This is a genomic window from Pseudoalteromonas sp. 2CM37A, assembly GCF_023161885.1.
Classification (GTDB): Bacteria; Pseudomonadota; Gammaproteobacteria; order Enterobacterales; family Alteromonadaceae; genus Pseudoalteromonas; species Pseudoalteromonas atlantica.
The window spans coordinates 439613-458001 of the sequence record NZ_JALNTJ010000004.1 but is presented as its reverse complement, the minus strand read 5'-3'; the positions used below and the strand labels follow the sequence as shown (position 1 = coordinate 458001).

Genomic DNA, 18389 nt, shown 5'->3' with positions numbered 1-18389 from the left:
GCTATATAGACGTCCGTTGACATTTGTAAACAAACTGCTCACAATAACCGCCTATTTTCAAGGTGCTTGCTGGTTGCTAAATACAGGGTTTAAAGTATTAAAACTAACAGCGAGATAATCGGGAAGTTGGTGCGCCTTTATGACAAAAGCAATCCCAACACTGCCCCCGCAACGGTAAAGTATTAACGCATTTATGTGTTTACTGAGTCCGGAGACCGGCCTTGAAGTAATCTTACTTACTTAAATCTTTGCGGTGGGCAAAGATAGGGAACATCATGCTAAATAAAACAACTCTTGGCGTTGCAATTACCGCTGCGCTGTCTTTTTCTGTGTCTGCTACAGATAATTCAATCGAAAAAATTACCGTTACTGCTAATAAATTTGAGCAATCAATTAACGATGTTTTAGCCAGCGTTAATATTATTGAGCGCGCTGAAATAGATGCAAGCAATGTACGCGATTTACCAACCTTACTAAGCACACAAGTGGGTTTTCAAATTAACCCTAATGGTGGTTTTGGGCAAACAGCGGGTGTGTCATTACGTGGTACGGGTTCTGGCGATACATTAATTTTAATTGATGGTGTCCGTACGGGCTCGGCAACGCTAGGCCAAAAAGCACTTAATAATGTACCTTTAAACAGCATTGAGCGTATCGAAATTATTAAAGGCTCACGTGCAGCAGTTTATGGCTCAGACGCACTTGCTGGTGTAATCAATATAATAACGCGTGATGCTAATAACTTGTCGCTTGATGCTACATTTGGATCAGATGATTATCAAAACTATCAAGTAGCGGGCTCTGTTAACTCAAAGGATGTGACAACATCGTTTAATGCAGGATATGAAAAAACAGATGGTTTTGACGCATTACAAGGTGTGGCTCCTGATGACGACGGTTATGAAAATAAAAACTTAGGCTTTAAAGTAAATTACAGTGATGAGCACTACGGCGACTTTAAACTACTCGGTCAGTACAGCGAAGGTTACGCAGATTACGATAGTAGCTTTAGCCCTGCAACGAGCACCGTTGAAAGAGGGGATTTTAAAAACTATCAGTTATCTGCAGGCTGGAATAAACACTACACTAACCAATCTCATGCTATAAATGTTGCTTTTGCAACTGATGATTCACACGATACTTCAGCATTTGGCGAAAATGATTTTATAACTAAACGTGTGCAATTGGATTATAACGGTCAGTATAATTTATCAGAGGTACTTAATATTAGTGGCGGTGTTAACTGGTACAATGATGATGTAAGCCACAGCTCAACACAGTATGATGTACAAGAGCGTGATGTGTTAGCTGTATTTATTGGTGCATATTACAACTCTGAGAAAGTGTTAGCTAATTTAACTGTTCGCCAAGATGATGATGAGCAATTTGGTGACGAAACTACTTACACTGCGGCAGCTGGCTATCACTTATCTGAAGATGCAACCTTTAGAATAAGTCAAAGTACTGGTTTTAAAGCACCTACCTTTAACGATTTATATTTTCCAGCCTTTCCAGGTTTTCCGCCTTCATCTAACCCTGAATTAGAGCCTGAAAAATCATTAAACCGAGAGATTGGATTAAATGTAGATTTTGATGTAGCAAGTGTTGATGTTGCTATTTTTAGAAACGATATTGAGGATAAAATTTCTTTAGATACTAACTTTTTTCCAGTTAACGTAAGTGAAGCACGTTATGAGGGGATTGAGTTTAGCCTTACACAGCAAATTTTAGGTTTTGATAGCCACTTTAATTTTGCATATTTAAGTGCCGAAAACAAAGAAACCGGCGATGAGCTACGCAATGTTGCCAAGCGCACTGTTAATTGGGAGCTCGCAAAGCAATTTGGTGATTTTGATGCTCGCATTGATATGCAATACCGCAGTGATCGCGAGGGGGCAGTAACGCGCCTAGGATCGTATACACTTTGGAACCTAGCGGGTAACTATCATGTAAACGATAATATTGAGCTGTCGCTTCGTGTAGAGAACCTATTTGACAGAGATTACAATGTGGTTGACTCAAGAGCTGACTTTATAAGCGGTGAAGTATATTACTACAACACCCCAGAGCGCCGCTTTTTTGTAGGTGCAAGCTATCAGTTTTAATAGCGTTTTTTAATATACAAAAGCCCGATTTATATCGGGCTTTTTAATGTGTATTTATACCAATTCGCATTAATACTTAATCATTTTCAGGGGCTAAATGTGTCGCTATCTGCGTTAAAAAATTCTCATTTAGAACAACTAAATAGCGAATTTTTTGCCTTGCTATCAACACGTTTATCCATCCTCAAAATAGATCACTTAATTATGCGGATTGGTATTAGAATTATTTTAACAACGAAAATTAGCTAGTTAGCTAAGAATTCTTTAAATACAGTTTCAAACTTGTGTAATTTAGGCGCAATTAAAATACTACAGTAACCCTGCTGTGGGTTTTCGTTGTAGTAATCTTGATGATAATGCTCCGCTGGGTAATATGTGGTAGCAGGGCTAACCTCTGTCACTATTGGTTCGCTAATATGTTTTTGTAGCTGGGCTATCATCTCATTGGTTTGATTTAATTGTGCATCGTTGTGGTAATAAACAACACTTCTATACTGTGTGCCAATATCGTTACCTTGGCGATTTAATTGCGTGGCATCGTGTAACGTAAAAAACATGCTAAGCAGTGTTTCAAAGCTTACTACAGCGCTGTCAAATTCCAGTTGCACAACCTCAGCATGGCCTGTTGTACCAGAGCAGACTGATTTATACGTGGGGTTGTCGGTATGGCCGCCGGTGTAACCTGAACTTACGTTTAGTACACCTTTTACTCGTCTGAATGCAGCGTCTATACACCAAAAACAGCCTCCACCAAATGTTGCTAGTTGTGTTGATGTGCTCATAAGTTGTCCTAATTATGTCTGTTACAGTATTAAGGCGAGCATAAATTGAATACGCCGTAACAGCAAGTTACGGCGCAGTGTAAGCTCAGTTAAATTTCTTCGCTGTCTTTTAACGGGTGAAAGTCGGCTTGCTTATTTAATTTTTGCTGTAAAAATTCTGGCGACTGTGTGTTGCGGGCTAGGGCATAATACGCCGCAGGCACAACATAAAGCGTTAGCAATGTTGATACAATAACCCCTGTAAATACCACCACACCAATTACCATGCGGCTCTCTGCGCCTGGGCCTGATGCCAATACTAAAGGCACTGCGCTCATTACCGTAGTCAGAGAGGTCATTATTATTGGGCGCAGGCGCTGAGTGGCCGCTTGCAAAATAGCCTCGCTAAATTCTACGCCTTTATCGCGCAGTTGGTTGGTAAATTCGACTATTAAAATACCATTTTTAGCGCTTAAACCTATCAGCATTACAATACCAATTTGGCTATAAATATTAAGCGTTAAGCCGGTTGCCCATAGGCCAAACATGGCGCCCATTAGGCCAAGTGGTACTGTTAGCATAATGACAAACGGGTGCATAAAGCTTTCAAATTGGGCAGCTAAAACTAAAAAGGTTACAGTTAGGGCAAGCACAAATACATAGGTCATGGCCGATGCGCCTTCGTAATATAATTGTGATTCACCTTTATAATCTACAGCGCCGTCAATGTCGTTTTCTTCTGCGGCTACTTTGTTTAAAAAGTTAAGTGCTTGTTCAAGTGTATAACCGTCCGCAAGATTAGCGCTTAGTGTAATGGCGCGCATTCGGTTATAACGGTTTAAGCGCGATGCTGTGGCCTCTTCTTTTAAGCTTATAAGGCTATCTAGTGGGACCAGCTCACCACTGCGTGATTTAAGGTAAATATTTGAAATGTCAGTAGGGTTTGTAAAGTCTTGTTTAGTGCCTTTTAAAATTACATCGTATTCTTCACCACGGTCAATAAAGGTGGTAACACGGCGCTGCCCTAACATGGTTTCAAGCGTGGTGCCTACATCTGATACCGACACACCTAAATCGGCGGCTTTGTTTTTATCTATGCTGACTAAAAATTGTGGAAAGGTTTCTTTATAGTCGTGATCGATTCTTACCAAGCCTGGATTTTTTTCTGCGCGCTCTATAATGCGGTCGCGCCAATCAGCAAGTTGCTCGTAATCGTTACCTTGTAGTACAAACTCAATCGGGCGAGAAGAGCCACCACCGCCAATACCACGGCGCATAATAGCAAAGGCACGTACGTCTGTTACTTCGGTCATTTTGGCGCTTATTTCGTCCATAACTTCCCAGGTAGAGCGCTTGCGCTTATCCCAATCGGCCATACCAACGATAGCAACACCGCCACTGCCGCCCCAGCCCGGTACGCGTACTAAAACACGGCTTAATTCGCCAGCTTCTGAGTAAGGAAGCAGGCGCTCTTCTATTTTGGCCATGTTGGCTGCGTTATTTTCATAACTTGCGCCTTCAGGGCCGCTCATCATAATAAAAAAGGTACCGCGGTCTTCTTTTGGCGTAAGCTCAGAGGGCACTTGTAAAAACAACGAGTAGCTAACAAAACCAGCAAGTACTAGGCTTATCATTAAGCCCCATTTTTTGGTCATATTTGAGGTAAGCGATTGGCGGTAACTGTTTTCAACTTTGCTAAAAACACGGTCCATCCATTGGCTAAATTTACTTTCTTTTTCTGACGCTTTTAAAACTTTAGAACACAGCGCCGGCGAGAGGGTAAGGGCAGTAATACTAGAGAAAAACACCGCGGCACTTACAGCCATTGCAAACTCTGTAAACAAGGCGCCAATTCGCCCATCCATAAATACTAAAGGTACAAACACCGAAATAAGCACAAGCGTTGTCGCAATAATTGCAAAGCCTACTTCGCGGGCGCCTCTAAAGGCTGCTAATAAGGGAGGCTCGCCAAGCTCAATACGACGGTGAATATTTTCAAGCATTACAATGGCGTCATCTACGACCAAACCAATTGCTAATACCAGCGCAAGTAAGGTTAATAAGTTGATTGAATAACCCATGGCAAGTAAAAACATAAAGCTGCCAACAAGTGCTACAGGCACCGTAACGGCGGGGATAAGCGTAGCGCGAATATTACCTAAAAAGATAAATATTATTAACACCACTAACCCCATAGAAATGGCAAGCGTGCTATATACTTCGTTGATTGACTCTTTAATAAAAATAGACGAGTCGTAGCTGTCTTGAATAGTGGTGCCCTCTGGCAAATTACGTTTTATTTTTTCAAGTTCACTGCGGGCGTTGTCTACCACTGTTAAGGTGTTTGCTTTAGCTTGCTTTACTATGCCAAGGCCAATCATGTTACGGCCGTTACCACGGAACAGGCTTTCATCGTCGGCGGCTTCTAAATGTACATCGGCAACTTCACCTAAACGCACAAGGTAGCCGTCTTCACCGCGTTTAATAACTAAGTTTTGAAAATCACGTTGGTCTTTATAGCTACGCGCTGTACGTACGGTAAAATCGCGGTCGATAGATTCAATTTCACCTGCTGGTAGCTCTACGTTTTCGCTGCGTAGGGTGTTTTCGATATCACTTGAAGTGATCCCACGAGCAGCCATGGCCTGGCGGTTTAGCCAAATTTTCATGGCGTATTGGCGCTCACCACCAATACGTACATTTGAAACGCCATCTACAACGGCTAATCGGTCGACAATAAAGCGCTGTGCATAATCGCTCAATTGCAGCGAGTTCATGGTTTCACTGTTAAGTACAAACCAGGCTATAGGGCTCTCGTCGCTGTTTGACTTAGATACCTCTGGTGGGCGTACTTGCTCTGGTAGGTTATCTAGTGCGCGGGCAACTCGCTCTCGTACATCGTTTGAGGCTGCGTCAATATCACGGCTTATATCAAACTCAATAACGATATTAGAGCGCCCATTTCTGCTTGAAGAATTAATACTTTTAATGCCTTCAATACCCGATATCCGGTTTTCTAATATTTGCGTTATTTTTGTCTCGACTATTTCTGCCGAAGCACCAGTGTAGTCAGTACTAATACTGACAATAGGAGTTTCAATATCTGGGTATTCTCTAAGTGGTAGCATCGAAAAAGCCACCAAGCCAAATGTTAGCAGTAGTAAGTTAATTACTATGGCAAAAACAGGGCGTTTAACACTCGTGTCTGTAATTTTCACCGATTAACCCTCAACACTTACTTTGCTACCAGGGCGAATTTTAATAATGCCTTCGGTAATCACTTGCTCGCCATCGCTAAGGCCTTCATCAATCGCTACCCAGCCGTTATTTCTGCCAGCAACATGCACTTCTACCTTGTTGGCAATACCCTCTTTTACTTGGTATACAAAATGTTTATCTTGCAGTGGGATCACGGCTTTTTCTGGCACCATAAGCGCCTGATTACTACTAAGCTCCAAAGCGGTGTTTAAAAGCATACCAGGGCGTAATAACCCGGATTTATTAGCAAAGCTTGCGGTTACTTCTACACTGCGAGTAATCGAGTCGATACGAGAACTAATATGGGTCACTTTGCCGGTAAAAGTGCGCCCTGGGTAGGCATCGTTTTGAGTATGTACTTTCATGCCTAGGTTAAGTTGAGATAAATATTTTTCAGGGACTTTAAAGTCAACTTTTATAATACTAATATCATCAAGTGTTGTAATAATTGTATCGCTACTTACATAAGCACCAACCGACACTTCTCGTTTGCCTAATAAGCCAGAAAACGGTGCGGTAATTAGCATTTCATCAAGTTTGGTTTTAGCGCTTTCTAGTTGAGCTTGCGTGGCATCTACGCGAGAAAGCTGCTCTTCTAATAATGATTTCGCGGTAGATTGCGTACGAGAAAGCTCAGTAAGGCGGCTTAACTGACGTTTTTCTTCTTTTAAGTTAATGCCTAGCTCTTTTACAGCGTATTGTTCTTGCTGATTTTGCAGCTGCACAAGGCGTTGGCCTTTACTTACTAAGTCGCCATCTTCAAAATATATGTGTGTAACATAATCGCTTTGTGCGCTTTTTATATAAATTGCTTGGTTTGCGCGTGCACTGCCTATGGCTTCAATCATAACGGTGTTTTCTTGAGACGATACCGTATGAGCCATTACCTGTGTGGGTGTATCACTTGAATTAGATTGTTCACCATGGCTAGATGGCAAATATAAGTACACACTTAAAATAACAAGAAGCGTAATTAAAAATGGAAAAAGAGCTTTACCTGACTGTTTTGAATACATCGTTTTCATACCTGAAAATAAATTGTAAGTATTGTACGAAATAAGACCGTGAAAAGGCGGTTATGTGTCTCATAAATTTGTGCGTTAGGCGTAAAAATTTATGAGACTAATTACTTGTTCCCATTTAACACTAAAATTATGATAAAACGATGAAGCAACCACCGCAGTGTAAAACCTGTTTAACAATGAGAAAAATAATACTTTGGGGTATTGTTATGTTTTTATTTTATATGGCTTTTTACCAATATGGGTAAGCTAAGTTCAATAATAAAATACAGGGCGCAAGGGGCGCGCAATGGCATTGAAGTACTTACTGTAGGCAGCGTAGGTTTAGTATTTATTATGCTGTTTAATTTACTGCGCCCGGGTGAAATTAGCTTAATAGAAATTTTTTTAGTAAGCATGTGCATAGCTGCTATTTTTATTGGTTTTTTAAAAACACAGGAACCTTATTACAGTTTAGTGCTTAGTGAGTCCTTACTTGTGTATCAGCATAAGTATGGCCAGTGGCAGTTACATGTTAGTAACTTACACCACAGCGGTATTCCTAAGGTGGCTGACGGCCTTGAATACCTTGAATTAAACGCAGTAGGTTTAAAACTCAATGATATGGACAAATTTTTAAGCGCTATACACCCACGCATTGCCGGAAAACTACTGATAGAGCAGCGTAATTTATTTATGCAAGCTGTTCAAAAACATTGCAAAAATGGCAATTGCCCATCAGAATGGTTAATAGAAGAGACACAATACACCTCACCTAAAGGATTTAGCTATACTGGACTTATAGCTATGTTTGCTAACAGAGCCAAGCACCTTGAGTTGTTAACGGGATATAATTTACTGTTACCCGCAAGTGTATTAGAGACAGACATTTGGTCGTTCAGTGCCGATTTAAATAAATGGAAACGCGCACCTGAACGGTTTATAGCATCGCAAGTTGGACACTAAATGCGATAGTAGGAAAAATAATGAGCCAAGAAAGATCTTTTATAAAGAGTGGTCGCAATACCATCATCCATAAAGATAAAAAGCTTGATCTAGTCATTGTAAATGCAGAGCAGCACCCACGTATAAAGGTAACTCAAAATGGTTTGGAGCCATTTAAAGAGGACCTACCTAAAAACCGGCGTGATGCCAAAGAGCGTTACCTTGAAATTGTTAATGTAAGTAGCGCTGATATTTTTGGGGAAGAAAAACAGCTGTTGTTTATTCAGGCGCTTGATGGGCGTGAATACAAAGTAGATTACTCAAAAATAGGCACTAAGCTGTTTGTGCGTATTCATCAAGATACGTATATGTAATACCAATCCACAATAATGCTTAATCATTTTGTGAGGCTAAACGTGTTAAAAAGTTCTCATTTAGAACAACTGACTAGCGAATTTTTCGCCTAGCTACCAACAGGTTTTCCAGCCTCAAAATGGAGCACTTAATTAAGCGAATTGGTATAACTCTAAATGGCACCTTTATTGCTAGTGATTACACTATAGTAATTATTTGACATTATAGGTGCGTTTTATGAAAGCGTTTGCTTTTACTCCCCTTATATCTTGTTTTTTATTGGCTGCCTGTGGCGGTGGAGGCGGCGGTAGTGAAGACTCTACTGTTGAAACCTCGGTTAATGCCGGAACCGATCTTCAAGTTGTAGAAAAAACAGAGTTTACAATCACTGCACAAGGCTCACCAGCCGACGGTACCTTTACTTGGCAGCGCGTTAGCGGCCCATCTGTGGACGGCTTCCCGCTTGAAGGTGCAGAGCAAACAATTACTGCGCCCGATGTTAAAGCCGACAGTGAACTTGTACTATCTGTAAGCTATCAAACAGATAACGGCAGCTTAGTTAGTGACAACGTGAGCATATTTATTACCTCAAGTAATCAATTACCGCTTGCTGTTGTTAGTCAAACAGCCCCAGAAACACTGCCTTCAACCTATAACGACATCGTAACGTTAAGTGCTGAAGAGTCGAGCGACCCTGATGAAAATGGCCAAATTAATAGCTATCAGTGGCAATTAATTTCAGGCCCAGATTTAGATGTAACCGACTTTGACAACTCTACGGTAAGTTTTAGCCATCCGCTGCTTGAATCAAATACAAATTTAATATGGCAATTAAGCGTTACCGACGACGAGGGCGGCGAGGCAAGTACTGAATACAGTATGACATTAAATAAAACAGACGAGCTGGTTGTGGCCAATGCCGGAGATGACCAAAACGTTGAAGAATTTGAGGAAGTGATCTTAGATGCAAGTGAAAGTGACACCCTAACAGATACGTTTTCATGTAGCTGGCAACAATTAACAGGCAATGCCGAAACGCTGGCAAGTACTAGCCAATGTACCACGACATTTTTTGCCTCCGACGTTGATTTAGATACCACATTGAGCTTTGAAGTCACTGTTACTGATTCTAAAGGGCGCACTGACACCGATACCGTATTTATTGACGTATCACCAAAAGCATTAGGGTTAATTAACGACAGTGGCCTAGGCGAGTGTTATAACAATACCCAGCGTATCAATTGCCAAAGTAGTGACTTTCCGGGTCAAGATGCAGAGCTTGGTCGAGACAGCTTTGCCAACCAACTCGATAAAGCAGGCCAAGGTAACCTTGCGTTTGACTACACTAAGCTAAATCAGTTTGCCGATGAAGTGGCTGATGATAGTGACGATTTTACTTGCATACGCGACAACGTAACGGGGCTTGTATGGGAAGTGAAAAGTGTAGAATCAGGTACATTACCTAATACCACCTTACGCGATGGCCAAAATCATTACTTTTGGGATTTAGGCACGACAACCTTTACCGATACCAGTACCGCTAATACCACCTGCCCAGATGATACAAGCTGTGGCGTGCAAACCTATATAAATGAAGTGAACGACTTAGATTTTTGCGGCGGTACCAATTGGCGCTTACCAACTTACACTGAGCTGTTGAGCTTAATTGATTATGGCAAGCAGGGCGAAAACGTATTAATTGATGAAGCGTTTTTTCCAAATATGCCAGAAGCAGGCGCTATAGATGATGTGAATTTACCGTACTGGACATCGCAAACTGCAGCAGATGGTACCAGCTTATCGCAAGCGTACATTATCGATATGAGCAACGGGAATGACTTAGCCTACCCGAAAGAAAAATACGCGTATGTACGTTTAGTCAGAAGCCGATAGGAGAAAATCATGAAAACATGCTTACTATTTTCAATGGCTGTATTTAGCGCAAGCTTTCAACTAGCCGCAGCGCAAACGTGTTACGACGGGGCGGATACAACAACACCAACCACTCGCTTCACCCTTAATGAGGATGGCACAGTGTTAGATACAGAAACAGGCCTAATGTGGCAACGTTGTAGCTACGGACAAGTTTACGATAGCGACACTGAAACATGTACAGGCTCTTCTCCGTCACTTAATTGGCAAGAAGCACTCACAGGCGCAGAAAACGACACCACTGCTGATTACGACGATTGGCAGGTGCCTAATATTAAAGAGCTTGCCAGTATTTTAGAGCACAGCTGCACCGAGCCAAGTATTAACGAAGAGGTGTTTTTAGGCACTAAATTGCAAAACTACTGGAGTAATACCTCAGGGGTAAGCACGATGAGCTCAGCATGGGTTTACCAGTTTGATAGCGGGCTTAATAGCTTACATGCTAAAACCAGTGACGTGTATTTACGTTTAGTGCGTTACGAAAACTAAGTAAAATAAAATAGCCAAGCACTTAACTTTAATACAAAAGCGCCGCTAAATTTAGCGGCGCTTTTTTGTTTTACATAAATTTACGTTATTTCAATAATAAAGCGCATACAACGTTGTTACTTTGTCGTTTTTTTTGCCATTATAGGCCGAGTTTTAATGACGAAGGAACATTGCGGTGTATTTAAGCTACTTTGGCTTGAGCGAAAAGCCATTTTCGATCTCGCCCAACCCCCATTATTTATTTTTAAGCGAACGCCACAAAGAGGCACTTGCTCACTTAACCTATGGTTTAGGCGAAGATGGCGGGTTTGTATTGCTAACCGGCGAAGTGGGAACAGGCAAAACCACCATTACCCGCAGTATGTTAGAGCAACTGCCAAAGAACACTCAAGTTGCAATGATCCATAATCCGGCGCTGTCGGAGCTTGAGCTTTTGGCCAGTATTTGTGATGAGCTAAACATTACTTACGATGCCCAAAATGCCACCCTTAAAAGTTTAACCGACATTATTAAGCAGCACCTAGAGGCTAATAACAAAGCGGGCGGGCACACAATTTTAATTATTGATGAAGCGCAGCTCCTTGCCCCCGATGTGCTTGAGCAATTACGACTATTAACCAACATAGAAACTGATCATAAAAAACTGTTACAAATAGTCTTAGTGGGTCAACCAGAGCTTCAGGCATTATTAAAACGTACTGAGCTTAGGCAGTTGGCGCAGCGAATTACAGCACGGTATCATTTATTACCGCTCACCCAAGGGCAAACAGTTGCGTATATAAAGCATCGTTTACATATTGCCGGGTGTGATAAAGGCGTGTTTTCGCTCGATGCTATGCAAGCTGTACATCAGTTAACTGGCGGCATTCCACGCTTAATGAATTTAGTCTGTGAGCGCGCGTTAGTCGGGGCTTTTTCTAAGCAGCAGCTTATTGTTGATAGTGATATTATAAAACAATCAGCCCAAGAATCACTGCCTATGGATTTTGTGGCTGCGCAGAATAATGCGCCTAAATCCACTGGCCGTGTTTATTATTACTTAGCATTTGCTGCTTTGTTTGCAGTAGGTGTTGGCATGTCGTTTATTATATAGTTAGGTAATTTATGTCTTATTTATTAGATGCATTAAAGCAATCTCAACAAGCAGATATGAGCGCCGAGCAATATGATTTGCAGTCAGCGCAGTTAAAACAGCAGCAAGCACTTACGCGCTATAAAAAAATGGTGTGGCTACTTGGTGGCGCAATTGCAGCATTTATTGCCATAGCGGGTGGCTTTACAGCGGGTAAGTGGTTTCAAAGCAGCGCACTATTAAAAACAAGCCAGCCGGTTGACGTTGTTAGCACTGATAGCAAAAAACAAAAACAAGCAGTAACAGATGAGCCAACTACAGCGCAAAATAAAGCCGAAAAGCCTGTAACATCACCGTCTTCAGAGGCTGAAAAAAATAGTAATAAAGCAACGATTGAAGGGCAGTTGGTGTATGTACAAACACCTACCGGGGTACAAAAAATGTTGCTTACCCCACAAGGGCAGTATATCCCTATTAATGATAATCCGGCGCAGCAGCAACCAGGTTACAATGTGCAAACCCCTATAAATGCTAACGGGTATAATCAAAATGCGTTTAATCAGCAAACTTACAATGCACAGCTACCTAATACGCAAAGCTATAATCCACTTGCTTATAATGCACACGGCCAAAACACGCAATTTATGCAGCCGCAAGCACAAAATACAAGCTCAGCAGGTTTAGATATGAGCAAGTACAAAGTGCTTGGAAAACCACTGAATGGTGAAAATACCCCAAGCACGCAAGCGCCGCAAAGTAGTCCGGAGCTTGATGCTGTACCGAGTAAATTAAAAGATGCCTTTGCGCAAGCGATAAAAGACTCGGAGCAAGAACAAGATTACGAAGTAACGCAGGCCTCACGCAGTTCATCTCGAGTTAAACCGGTTGAGCTATTACCAGATGGCTTACAAGCCATGCTGCCAAGCATTAAATACCAAGCACATATATACTCTTCAAGTGCAGATAAACGCTGGATAAAGCTTAATGGCAGAGAGCTACACGAAGGGGAGAGCATTGGGGCACTAACAGTGCGCGAAATTACCCCAGAGCAGAGTGTACTTGATTTTGATGGTTATGAATTCAGTATTAAAGCTTTGCAGGATTGGCCGCAATAAAGCGCAGCTAATAAAGTAAAGCCGCAAAACTGCGGCTTTACTTTTTAACTCAAGGTAAAATAGCGTTTTTGTAAAAGCGCTCTAAATCAATGTTGTAGTCGGTCGGCTTAACGGTTGATTCGAGTTTGTCAGTTGTTTTTTTATTTGCCAAGTTTATATCTTGCATTTCCGTGTAGCGACCGTGTTTAGCACTATAAAATGTTTTAACCACCGGCTTTAAAGGTGTTTCAGGGTTACTCTGTGTAACCAAGCCTACTTTTTGGCTAGATAAGCGCACTAAGGTGCCTACAGGGTGAATGCCAATACATTGGATAAACTTAGTAAGTAGTTCACCATCAAAGCTATCAGGGCAACCATCTTTTAAAATTTTAAACGCTTTTATAGGCTCCATACCTGCTTTATATACCCGCTCTGCCGTGAGTGCATCATATACATCTACAATTGACGCCATACGTACGTATTGGCTTATCTCATCGCCTTTTTTGGCAAACGGATAGCCTTTTCCGTCTAAGCGCTCATGGTGTAGGCCGGCAATGTCTACAGAAATCCCCGTTAACCCCGCTTCTTCTAAAATTTGCTTAGAATACAGAGCATGGTTTTGCATAATTTTAAATTCGTCATCACTAAAGCGGCCCGGTTTATTGAGCACTTCGTCAGGAATTTTAATTTTTCCTATGTCATGTAACAAAGCACCTGTAGTGAGCTCTACAATAATGTCGCGCTCTATGCCTAAGTGCTTTGCAAAAATACCCATTAAAATAGAAACGTTGATAGAGTGCTCTAATAAGTAAGCATCTTTTTGACGCATTTGGGTTAAGCAGGCTAGGGCATCTTGGTTTCTAAAAATAGAGTCCATAAAGCCACTGGCAAGCTCTTTAAAAGGCGCTATGTCTATATCTCTACCCGCTTTTATATCGCCAAAGGCCTTTTGTTGAAGTGTTTTAGCTTCGTCGTAGAGCTTTTTAGCTTTGCCCATTTCTTGTTCGCTACTATGAACTTTAAGCCAAGGGTCGCGTTTTTTAATCTCAGCCTTAGGCGCTGGGGCTTGGGTGTCGGGCTCGGGTGTAGTTAATGTTTTATCTGGATCTATCTCTATTTCTAAAATGCCCGCTTTTTTAAGCTTATCGATACTCGCCTGAGTTTTAACCCAGCCTTGGTTTTTAATTTTAATGCGCCCAGTTTGTTTTGTAACACTTTGAACAAACATGCCAGGCTGTAATTGCGAAATAGAGATAACTTTCAATTTTTTTACTTCTGTAATGGGTCTTTGTTTAAATTAGCATCATTATACGTTGCAGGGTAAAAAAAAAGGCACTTTTAAGTGCCTTTTTTTACATTTTTAGTTAATTAGTACTAGATGGGCTATTCGTCATCTTCTACTAGGGTCATCAGTGAAGTATTACCACCAGATGCGGTAGTATCTATACTGATCGTTTTTTCAGTAATTAAGCGCTTAATTAACGTATCGTAATACTCTGAAGTAATTACTGGCAAAATAGCACCTTTACGCTGTGCAAGTTGTTGGCTGAAGTAACCTAAACGAGACGAACGTGCAGCAACCACTGCACCCGCTAAGTGAGGGTGAGCTAAAATAGCTTGTAGCTGATTAGGTTTTGCAACCTGGAACACGCCCTCAGCAACGCCTGTGGCAATAAACTTATCTTTAAAGGCTACCGCTTCATCGTAAAATAGCTCTGATGCTACGGTAATTACTGTATTACCTGCAGCAAGTGCTGTAATGATTGAAAGCGCCCAAAAGTTAAATGACGTGCTTTTATCTGCATAACATACTACACAACCACGTGCTTCAAGGTGCAAGGTGTTTGATTCACCAGTAGGCCCAGGCAAAGTAGTAAACTTACGCATGTGTTTTTCTAAACGGTTAAGTTGTGCACGCGCTTCTGAAAGCGTTAATGCCAAATCGTCCGCTAGGTCATCAATAATTTCGACCGTTGCTACTTTAGCAAGCAACTGACGAACAGCCGATACACGGTCATTTAGCGGTGTTGCACGCCAAATTTTCTCATCGCGCATTGAGTTAGCCATTAGCTTTTCAACTTGCTCGTTTGCACCGCTGTAATGGTGTAAATCAAGCTCATCTGGCGTTAGGTTAGTCATTTGCACGTTATCAGGTGATGCTTTCTCTTTTACTAAACGCTGCAGGTAGTTAGGGCCACCGGCTTTAGGGCCAGTACCAGATAAACCACGGCCACCAAATGGTTGCACACCTACAATGGCACCAATCATGTTGCGGTTTACATATACGTTACCCGCACGCGACATTTTAGCTAGGTACTCACAACGCTCTTCAATACGTGAATGAACACCCATTGTTAAGCCATAACCTGTGTTGTTAATTTGGTCAATCACGTTGTCGATATCATTCGCTTTAAAGCGAACAATGTGCACACATGGACCAAATACTTCACGCTTAAGTACTGATAAATCTTCGATTTCGTATAAACGAGGGGCAAAAAAGTAGGCGCCATTTTCGGTGTTATCAGGGATCTTACACTCGTAATGAAGTGTTGCATTACCTTTTAAGTATTCAACATGATCATTTAGCGTTTTAAGGGCTTTTTCATCAATTACTGGGCCTACATCGGTAGAAAGTAATGACGGGTCGCCAATATGCAGCTCGGCGAGTGCGCCTTTAAGCATTTCAATAATGCCATCGGCTACATCTTCTTGTATAAATAATACACGCAGTGCTGAACAACGCTGGCCAGCACTTTGGAAACCTGAGCTTATTACATCATCAACAACTTGCTCTGGCAGCGCTGTTGAATCCACAATCATACAGTTTTGGCCACCGGTTTCTGCAATTAACGGTACTTGAATATCGTTACGCGCAGCCAGTGTTTGTGAAATCAGTGTGCCTGTTTCTGTAGAACCGGTAAACATAACAGCCTGAATACGCTCATCAGGTACAATTGTTTTACCTACCTCAGAACCACGGGCAATCACCGGCTGTACTACATGCTCTGGTAAGCCAACCGAAAGCATTAACTCAATAGCGCGAAGTGCAATTAAGCTTGTTTGCTCTGCAGGTTTTGCAATAACAGTATTACCAGTCACAATGGCAGCGGCCACCTGACCTAAGAAAATAGCAAGCGGGAAGTTCCACGGGCTAATACATAAAATTACACCGCGTGCTTCAAAGCGCTCATCGCTTGCAAGTTCTTCTGCACGTGCCGCGTAATAACGACAAAAATCAACGGCTTCACGTACTTCGTCAATACCATCTTGCGCAATTTTACCGGCTTCTTTAATACATATAGCTACGAGCTCATCGTGGTGACGCTCTAGAATATCTGCCACGCGGCGTAATAAATTAGCACGCTCTTTTACAGATGTTTGCGACCATGATTCAAATGCCGCTTCTGCATTGGCCAAAATGTCTTTCATCTCATCGCCAGATTGCAGTTTAACGTGGCCGATGATTTCGTTGTGATTAGCTGGGTTTTTAACTGCTAATGCGCCTTCAGGTACTTGGCTTTGATCAATTAAGTGATCGTTAAACCAGTTTTCAAGGTTTTCTTTGAATGGCGTAATTACATTAATATCGGTTAAGTCCATGCCTTTAGAGTTAGCACGTTCATCGCCGTATAAGTCGATTGGCATTTTAATTTGCGTATTGTACTTATTACGTAAACCTTGCAGTGTTTCTACTGGATCAGGTAATAGCGACTCAACAGGTTTAGTGGTATCTACAATGGCGTTTACAAACGATGAGTTAGCGCCATTTTCTAGTAAACGACGTACTAAGTAGGCAAGTAGGTCTTCGTGCTGGCCAACGGGTGCATAAACACGGCATTGAATTTTTTCTTCATTTACGATTTGGTCAAATAAAGATTCGCCCATACCGTGTAAACGCTGGAATTCAAACCCGGTGTTATCGCCTTTAGCAACTTCTAAAATAGTGGCTGCAGTGTAAGCGTTGTGTGTTGCAAATTGCGGGTACAGTACATCGCGTGCTTCTAGCATTCTAATAGCACAAGCTTTGTAAGATACATCGGTAGTTGCTTTACGCGTAAATACTGGGTAGTGCTCTAAACCATCTTGTTGCGTGGTTTTAATTTCTGTATCCCAGTAGGCACCTTTTACAAGGCGGACCATCATTTTACGGCCTACACGAGTAGCAAGTTCAGTTACCCATTCAATAACAAAAATAGCGCGCTTTTGGTATGCTTGTACGGCTAAACCAAAACCTTGCCAGTTACCTAAATCTTCATCGCTAAATACCGCTTCTATAACATCTAGAGAAATATCTAAGCGGTCAGCTTCTTCTGCATCAACTGTAAAGCCAATGTCGTATTTTTTAGCAGCAAGCGCGAGTTCTTTTAGTTTAGGTACAATTTCGGCCATTACGCGGTCTTTATGCGTGAATTCATAACGTGGATGAATAGCAGAAAGTTTAACTGAAATACCTGGGCTTTTAACTGGGCCACGGCCATTTGCCGCTTTACCAATTGCATGGATTGCGTTCATGTAGCTGTCGAAGTAACGCTTGGCATCTTTCATTGTGCGCGCGCCTTCGCCTAGCATGTCGTATGAGTAAACGTAGCCTTTTTGCTCTTTTTCAGCAGCGCGTTCAATGGCTTCGTCAATGGTGCGACCCATAACAAACTGCTTACCCATAATTTTCATGGCAAAGTTTACAGATTTGCGAATCACAGGCTCGCCTAAACGACCTATGGTCTTTTTAAGCATGCCAAATTGCTGTTCTTTGGTTTTATCTGTGTAGTTAACCATTTTACCGGTTACTAATAATCCCCACGAAGAAGCATTAACGAATAAAGAATCGCTGCTGCCTAAATGAGAACTCCAATCACCTTTAGCAAGCTTGTCACGAATTAACGTATCTTGCGTGGCTTTGTCTGGTACGCGAAGTAGGGCTTCGGCCAAACACATTAACACTACACCTTCCTCACTAGAGAGTGAGAATTCATTTAAAAGTGCGTCTACACCGCTTTGACCGTCTTGATCTTTTCGAATGTTTAAAACAATCTGGCGAGCTCTTTCCCATGCACGGCTTCGTGCTTTAACACCCACTTCTGCAAGTGGTAAAATATGATCAATAACAGCATTTTCATCAATGCGGTAAAAATCACGAATTTTCTGTCTTGTAGGACAGGTTGTTGTCAAATCGCCATTGAATAACATAAGCAACCCTTAGGAATGTTAATATGTAAATAGTAGAACAAAATTTATGTGCTTGGGCTGTTGAGCTAAAGCAACTTTGCTACCAATAAATTACCAGTGATGTAATGCGTGCATTCTAATTAAATTTCAGCAGAATATGCTGGTTAAATTTCACGATTTACGATAATTTACAGGGCATATTTTCAACTTAT

12 protein-coding genes and 1 riboswitch are annotated in these 18389 nt (G+C 41.7%); of the genes, 7 read left to right on the top strand and 5 right to left on the bottom strand.

Annotated elements, in window-relative coordinates; genetic code table 11:
- Positions 1 to 75: 75 nt before the first annotated feature.
- A riboswitch (cobalamin riboswitch) is annotated at positions 76 to 239 on the top strand.
- Between the two features lie 36 nt (positions 240 to 275).
- Positions 276 to 2105 carry a TonB-dependent receptor gene (locus tag MTF68_RS12115; protein ID WP_248462639.1) on the top strand — a complete coding sequence of 610 codons (1830 nt, stop codon included), beginning with the start codon at positions 276 to 278 and terminating at the stop codon, positions 2103 to 2105.
- Between the two features lie 245 nt (positions 2106 to 2350).
- On the opposite strand, the gene msrA is transcribed toward MTF68_RS12115, so the two are convergent.
- From msrA to MTF68_RS12100, 3 genes are all read right to left on the bottom strand, one after another.
- Positions 2351 to 2887: a peptide-methionine (S)-S-oxide reductase MsrA gene (gene msrA, locus MTF68_RS12110; protein WP_248462638.1), complete on the bottom strand. Its 537-nt coding sequence runs from the start codon at positions 2885 to 2887 to the stop codon at positions 2351 to 2353.
- 89 nt (positions 2888 to 2976) lie between these two features.
- On the bottom strand, positions 2977 to 6084 hold the full coding sequence (locus MTF68_RS12105; protein WP_248462637.1) for an efflux RND transporter permease subunit: 3108 nt from the start codon (positions 6082 to 6084) through the stop codon (positions 2977 to 2979).
- A gap of 3 nt (positions 6085 to 6087) precedes the next feature.
- Positions 6088 to 7140, bottom strand: a complete 1053-nt coding sequence (locus tag MTF68_RS12100; protein ID WP_054983189.1) for an efflux RND transporter periplasmic adaptor subunit — start codon at positions 7138 to 7140, stop codon at positions 6088 to 6090.
- Positions 7141 to 7386: 246 nt separating this feature from the next.
- Here MTF68_RS12100 and MTF68_RS12095 point away from each other — a divergent pair, with 246 nt between their 5' ends.
- The 6 genes from MTF68_RS12095 to MTF68_RS12070 all read left to right on the top strand — a co-directional run bounded on the left by MTF68_RS12095 (position 7387) and on the right by MTF68_RS12070 (position 13032).
- Entirely contained in the window at positions 7387 to 8091 is a 705-nt protein-coding gene (locus MTF68_RS12095) for a DUF2982 domain-containing protein (protein ID WP_248462636.1), read from the top strand.
- Between the two features lie 20 nt (positions 8092 to 8111).
- Entirely contained in the window at positions 8112 to 8444 is a 333-nt protein-coding gene (locus MTF68_RS12090) for a hypothetical protein (RefSeq protein ID WP_024034321.1), read from the top strand.
- Between the two features lie 217 nt (positions 8445 to 8661).
- Positions 8662 to 10317 (top strand): DUF1566 domain-containing protein, encoded by a 1656-nt coding sequence (locus MTF68_RS12085; protein ID WP_248462635.1) that lies wholly within the window; start codon positions 8662 to 8664, stop codon positions 10315 to 10317.
- 9 nt (positions 10318 to 10326) lie between these two features.
- Complete coding sequence (locus MTF68_RS12080; protein WP_248462634.1) at positions 10327 to 10845, top strand: DUF1566 domain-containing protein; 519 nt, start codon at positions 10327 to 10329, stop codon at positions 10843 to 10845.
- A 175-nt stretch (positions 10846 to 11020) separates the two neighbouring features.
- Entirely contained in the window at positions 11021 to 11938 is a 918-nt protein-coding gene (locus tag MTF68_RS12075; RefSeq protein ID WP_004587173.1) for an AAA family ATPase, read from the top strand.
- An 11-nt stretch (positions 11939 to 11949) separates the two neighbouring features.
- Positions 11950 to 13032: a general secretion pathway protein GspB gene (locus MTF68_RS12070; protein WP_248462633.1), complete on the top strand. Its 1083-nt coding sequence runs from the start codon at positions 11950 to 11952 to the stop codon at positions 13030 to 13032.
- A 49-nt stretch (positions 13033 to 13081) separates the two neighbouring features.
- On the opposite strand, the gene MTF68_RS12065 is transcribed toward MTF68_RS12070, so the two are convergent.
- Both MTF68_RS12065 and putA read right to left on the bottom strand, forming a co-directional pair.
- A complete protein-coding gene (locus tag MTF68_RS12065; protein WP_248462631.1) occupies positions 13082 to 14275 on the bottom strand; it encodes an HD-GYP domain-containing protein in 1194 nt (397 codons plus the stop codon).
- Positions 14276 to 14394: 119 nt separating this feature from the next.
- Positions 14395 to 18198 carry a bifunctional proline dehydrogenase/L-glutamate gamma-semialdehyde dehydrogenase PutA gene (putA, locus tag MTF68_RS12060; protein WP_029773864.1) on the bottom strand — a complete coding sequence of 1268 codons (3804 nt, stop codon included), beginning with the start codon at positions 18196 to 18198 and terminating at the stop codon, positions 14395 to 14397.
- Positions 18199 to 18389 lie beyond the last annotated feature (191 nt).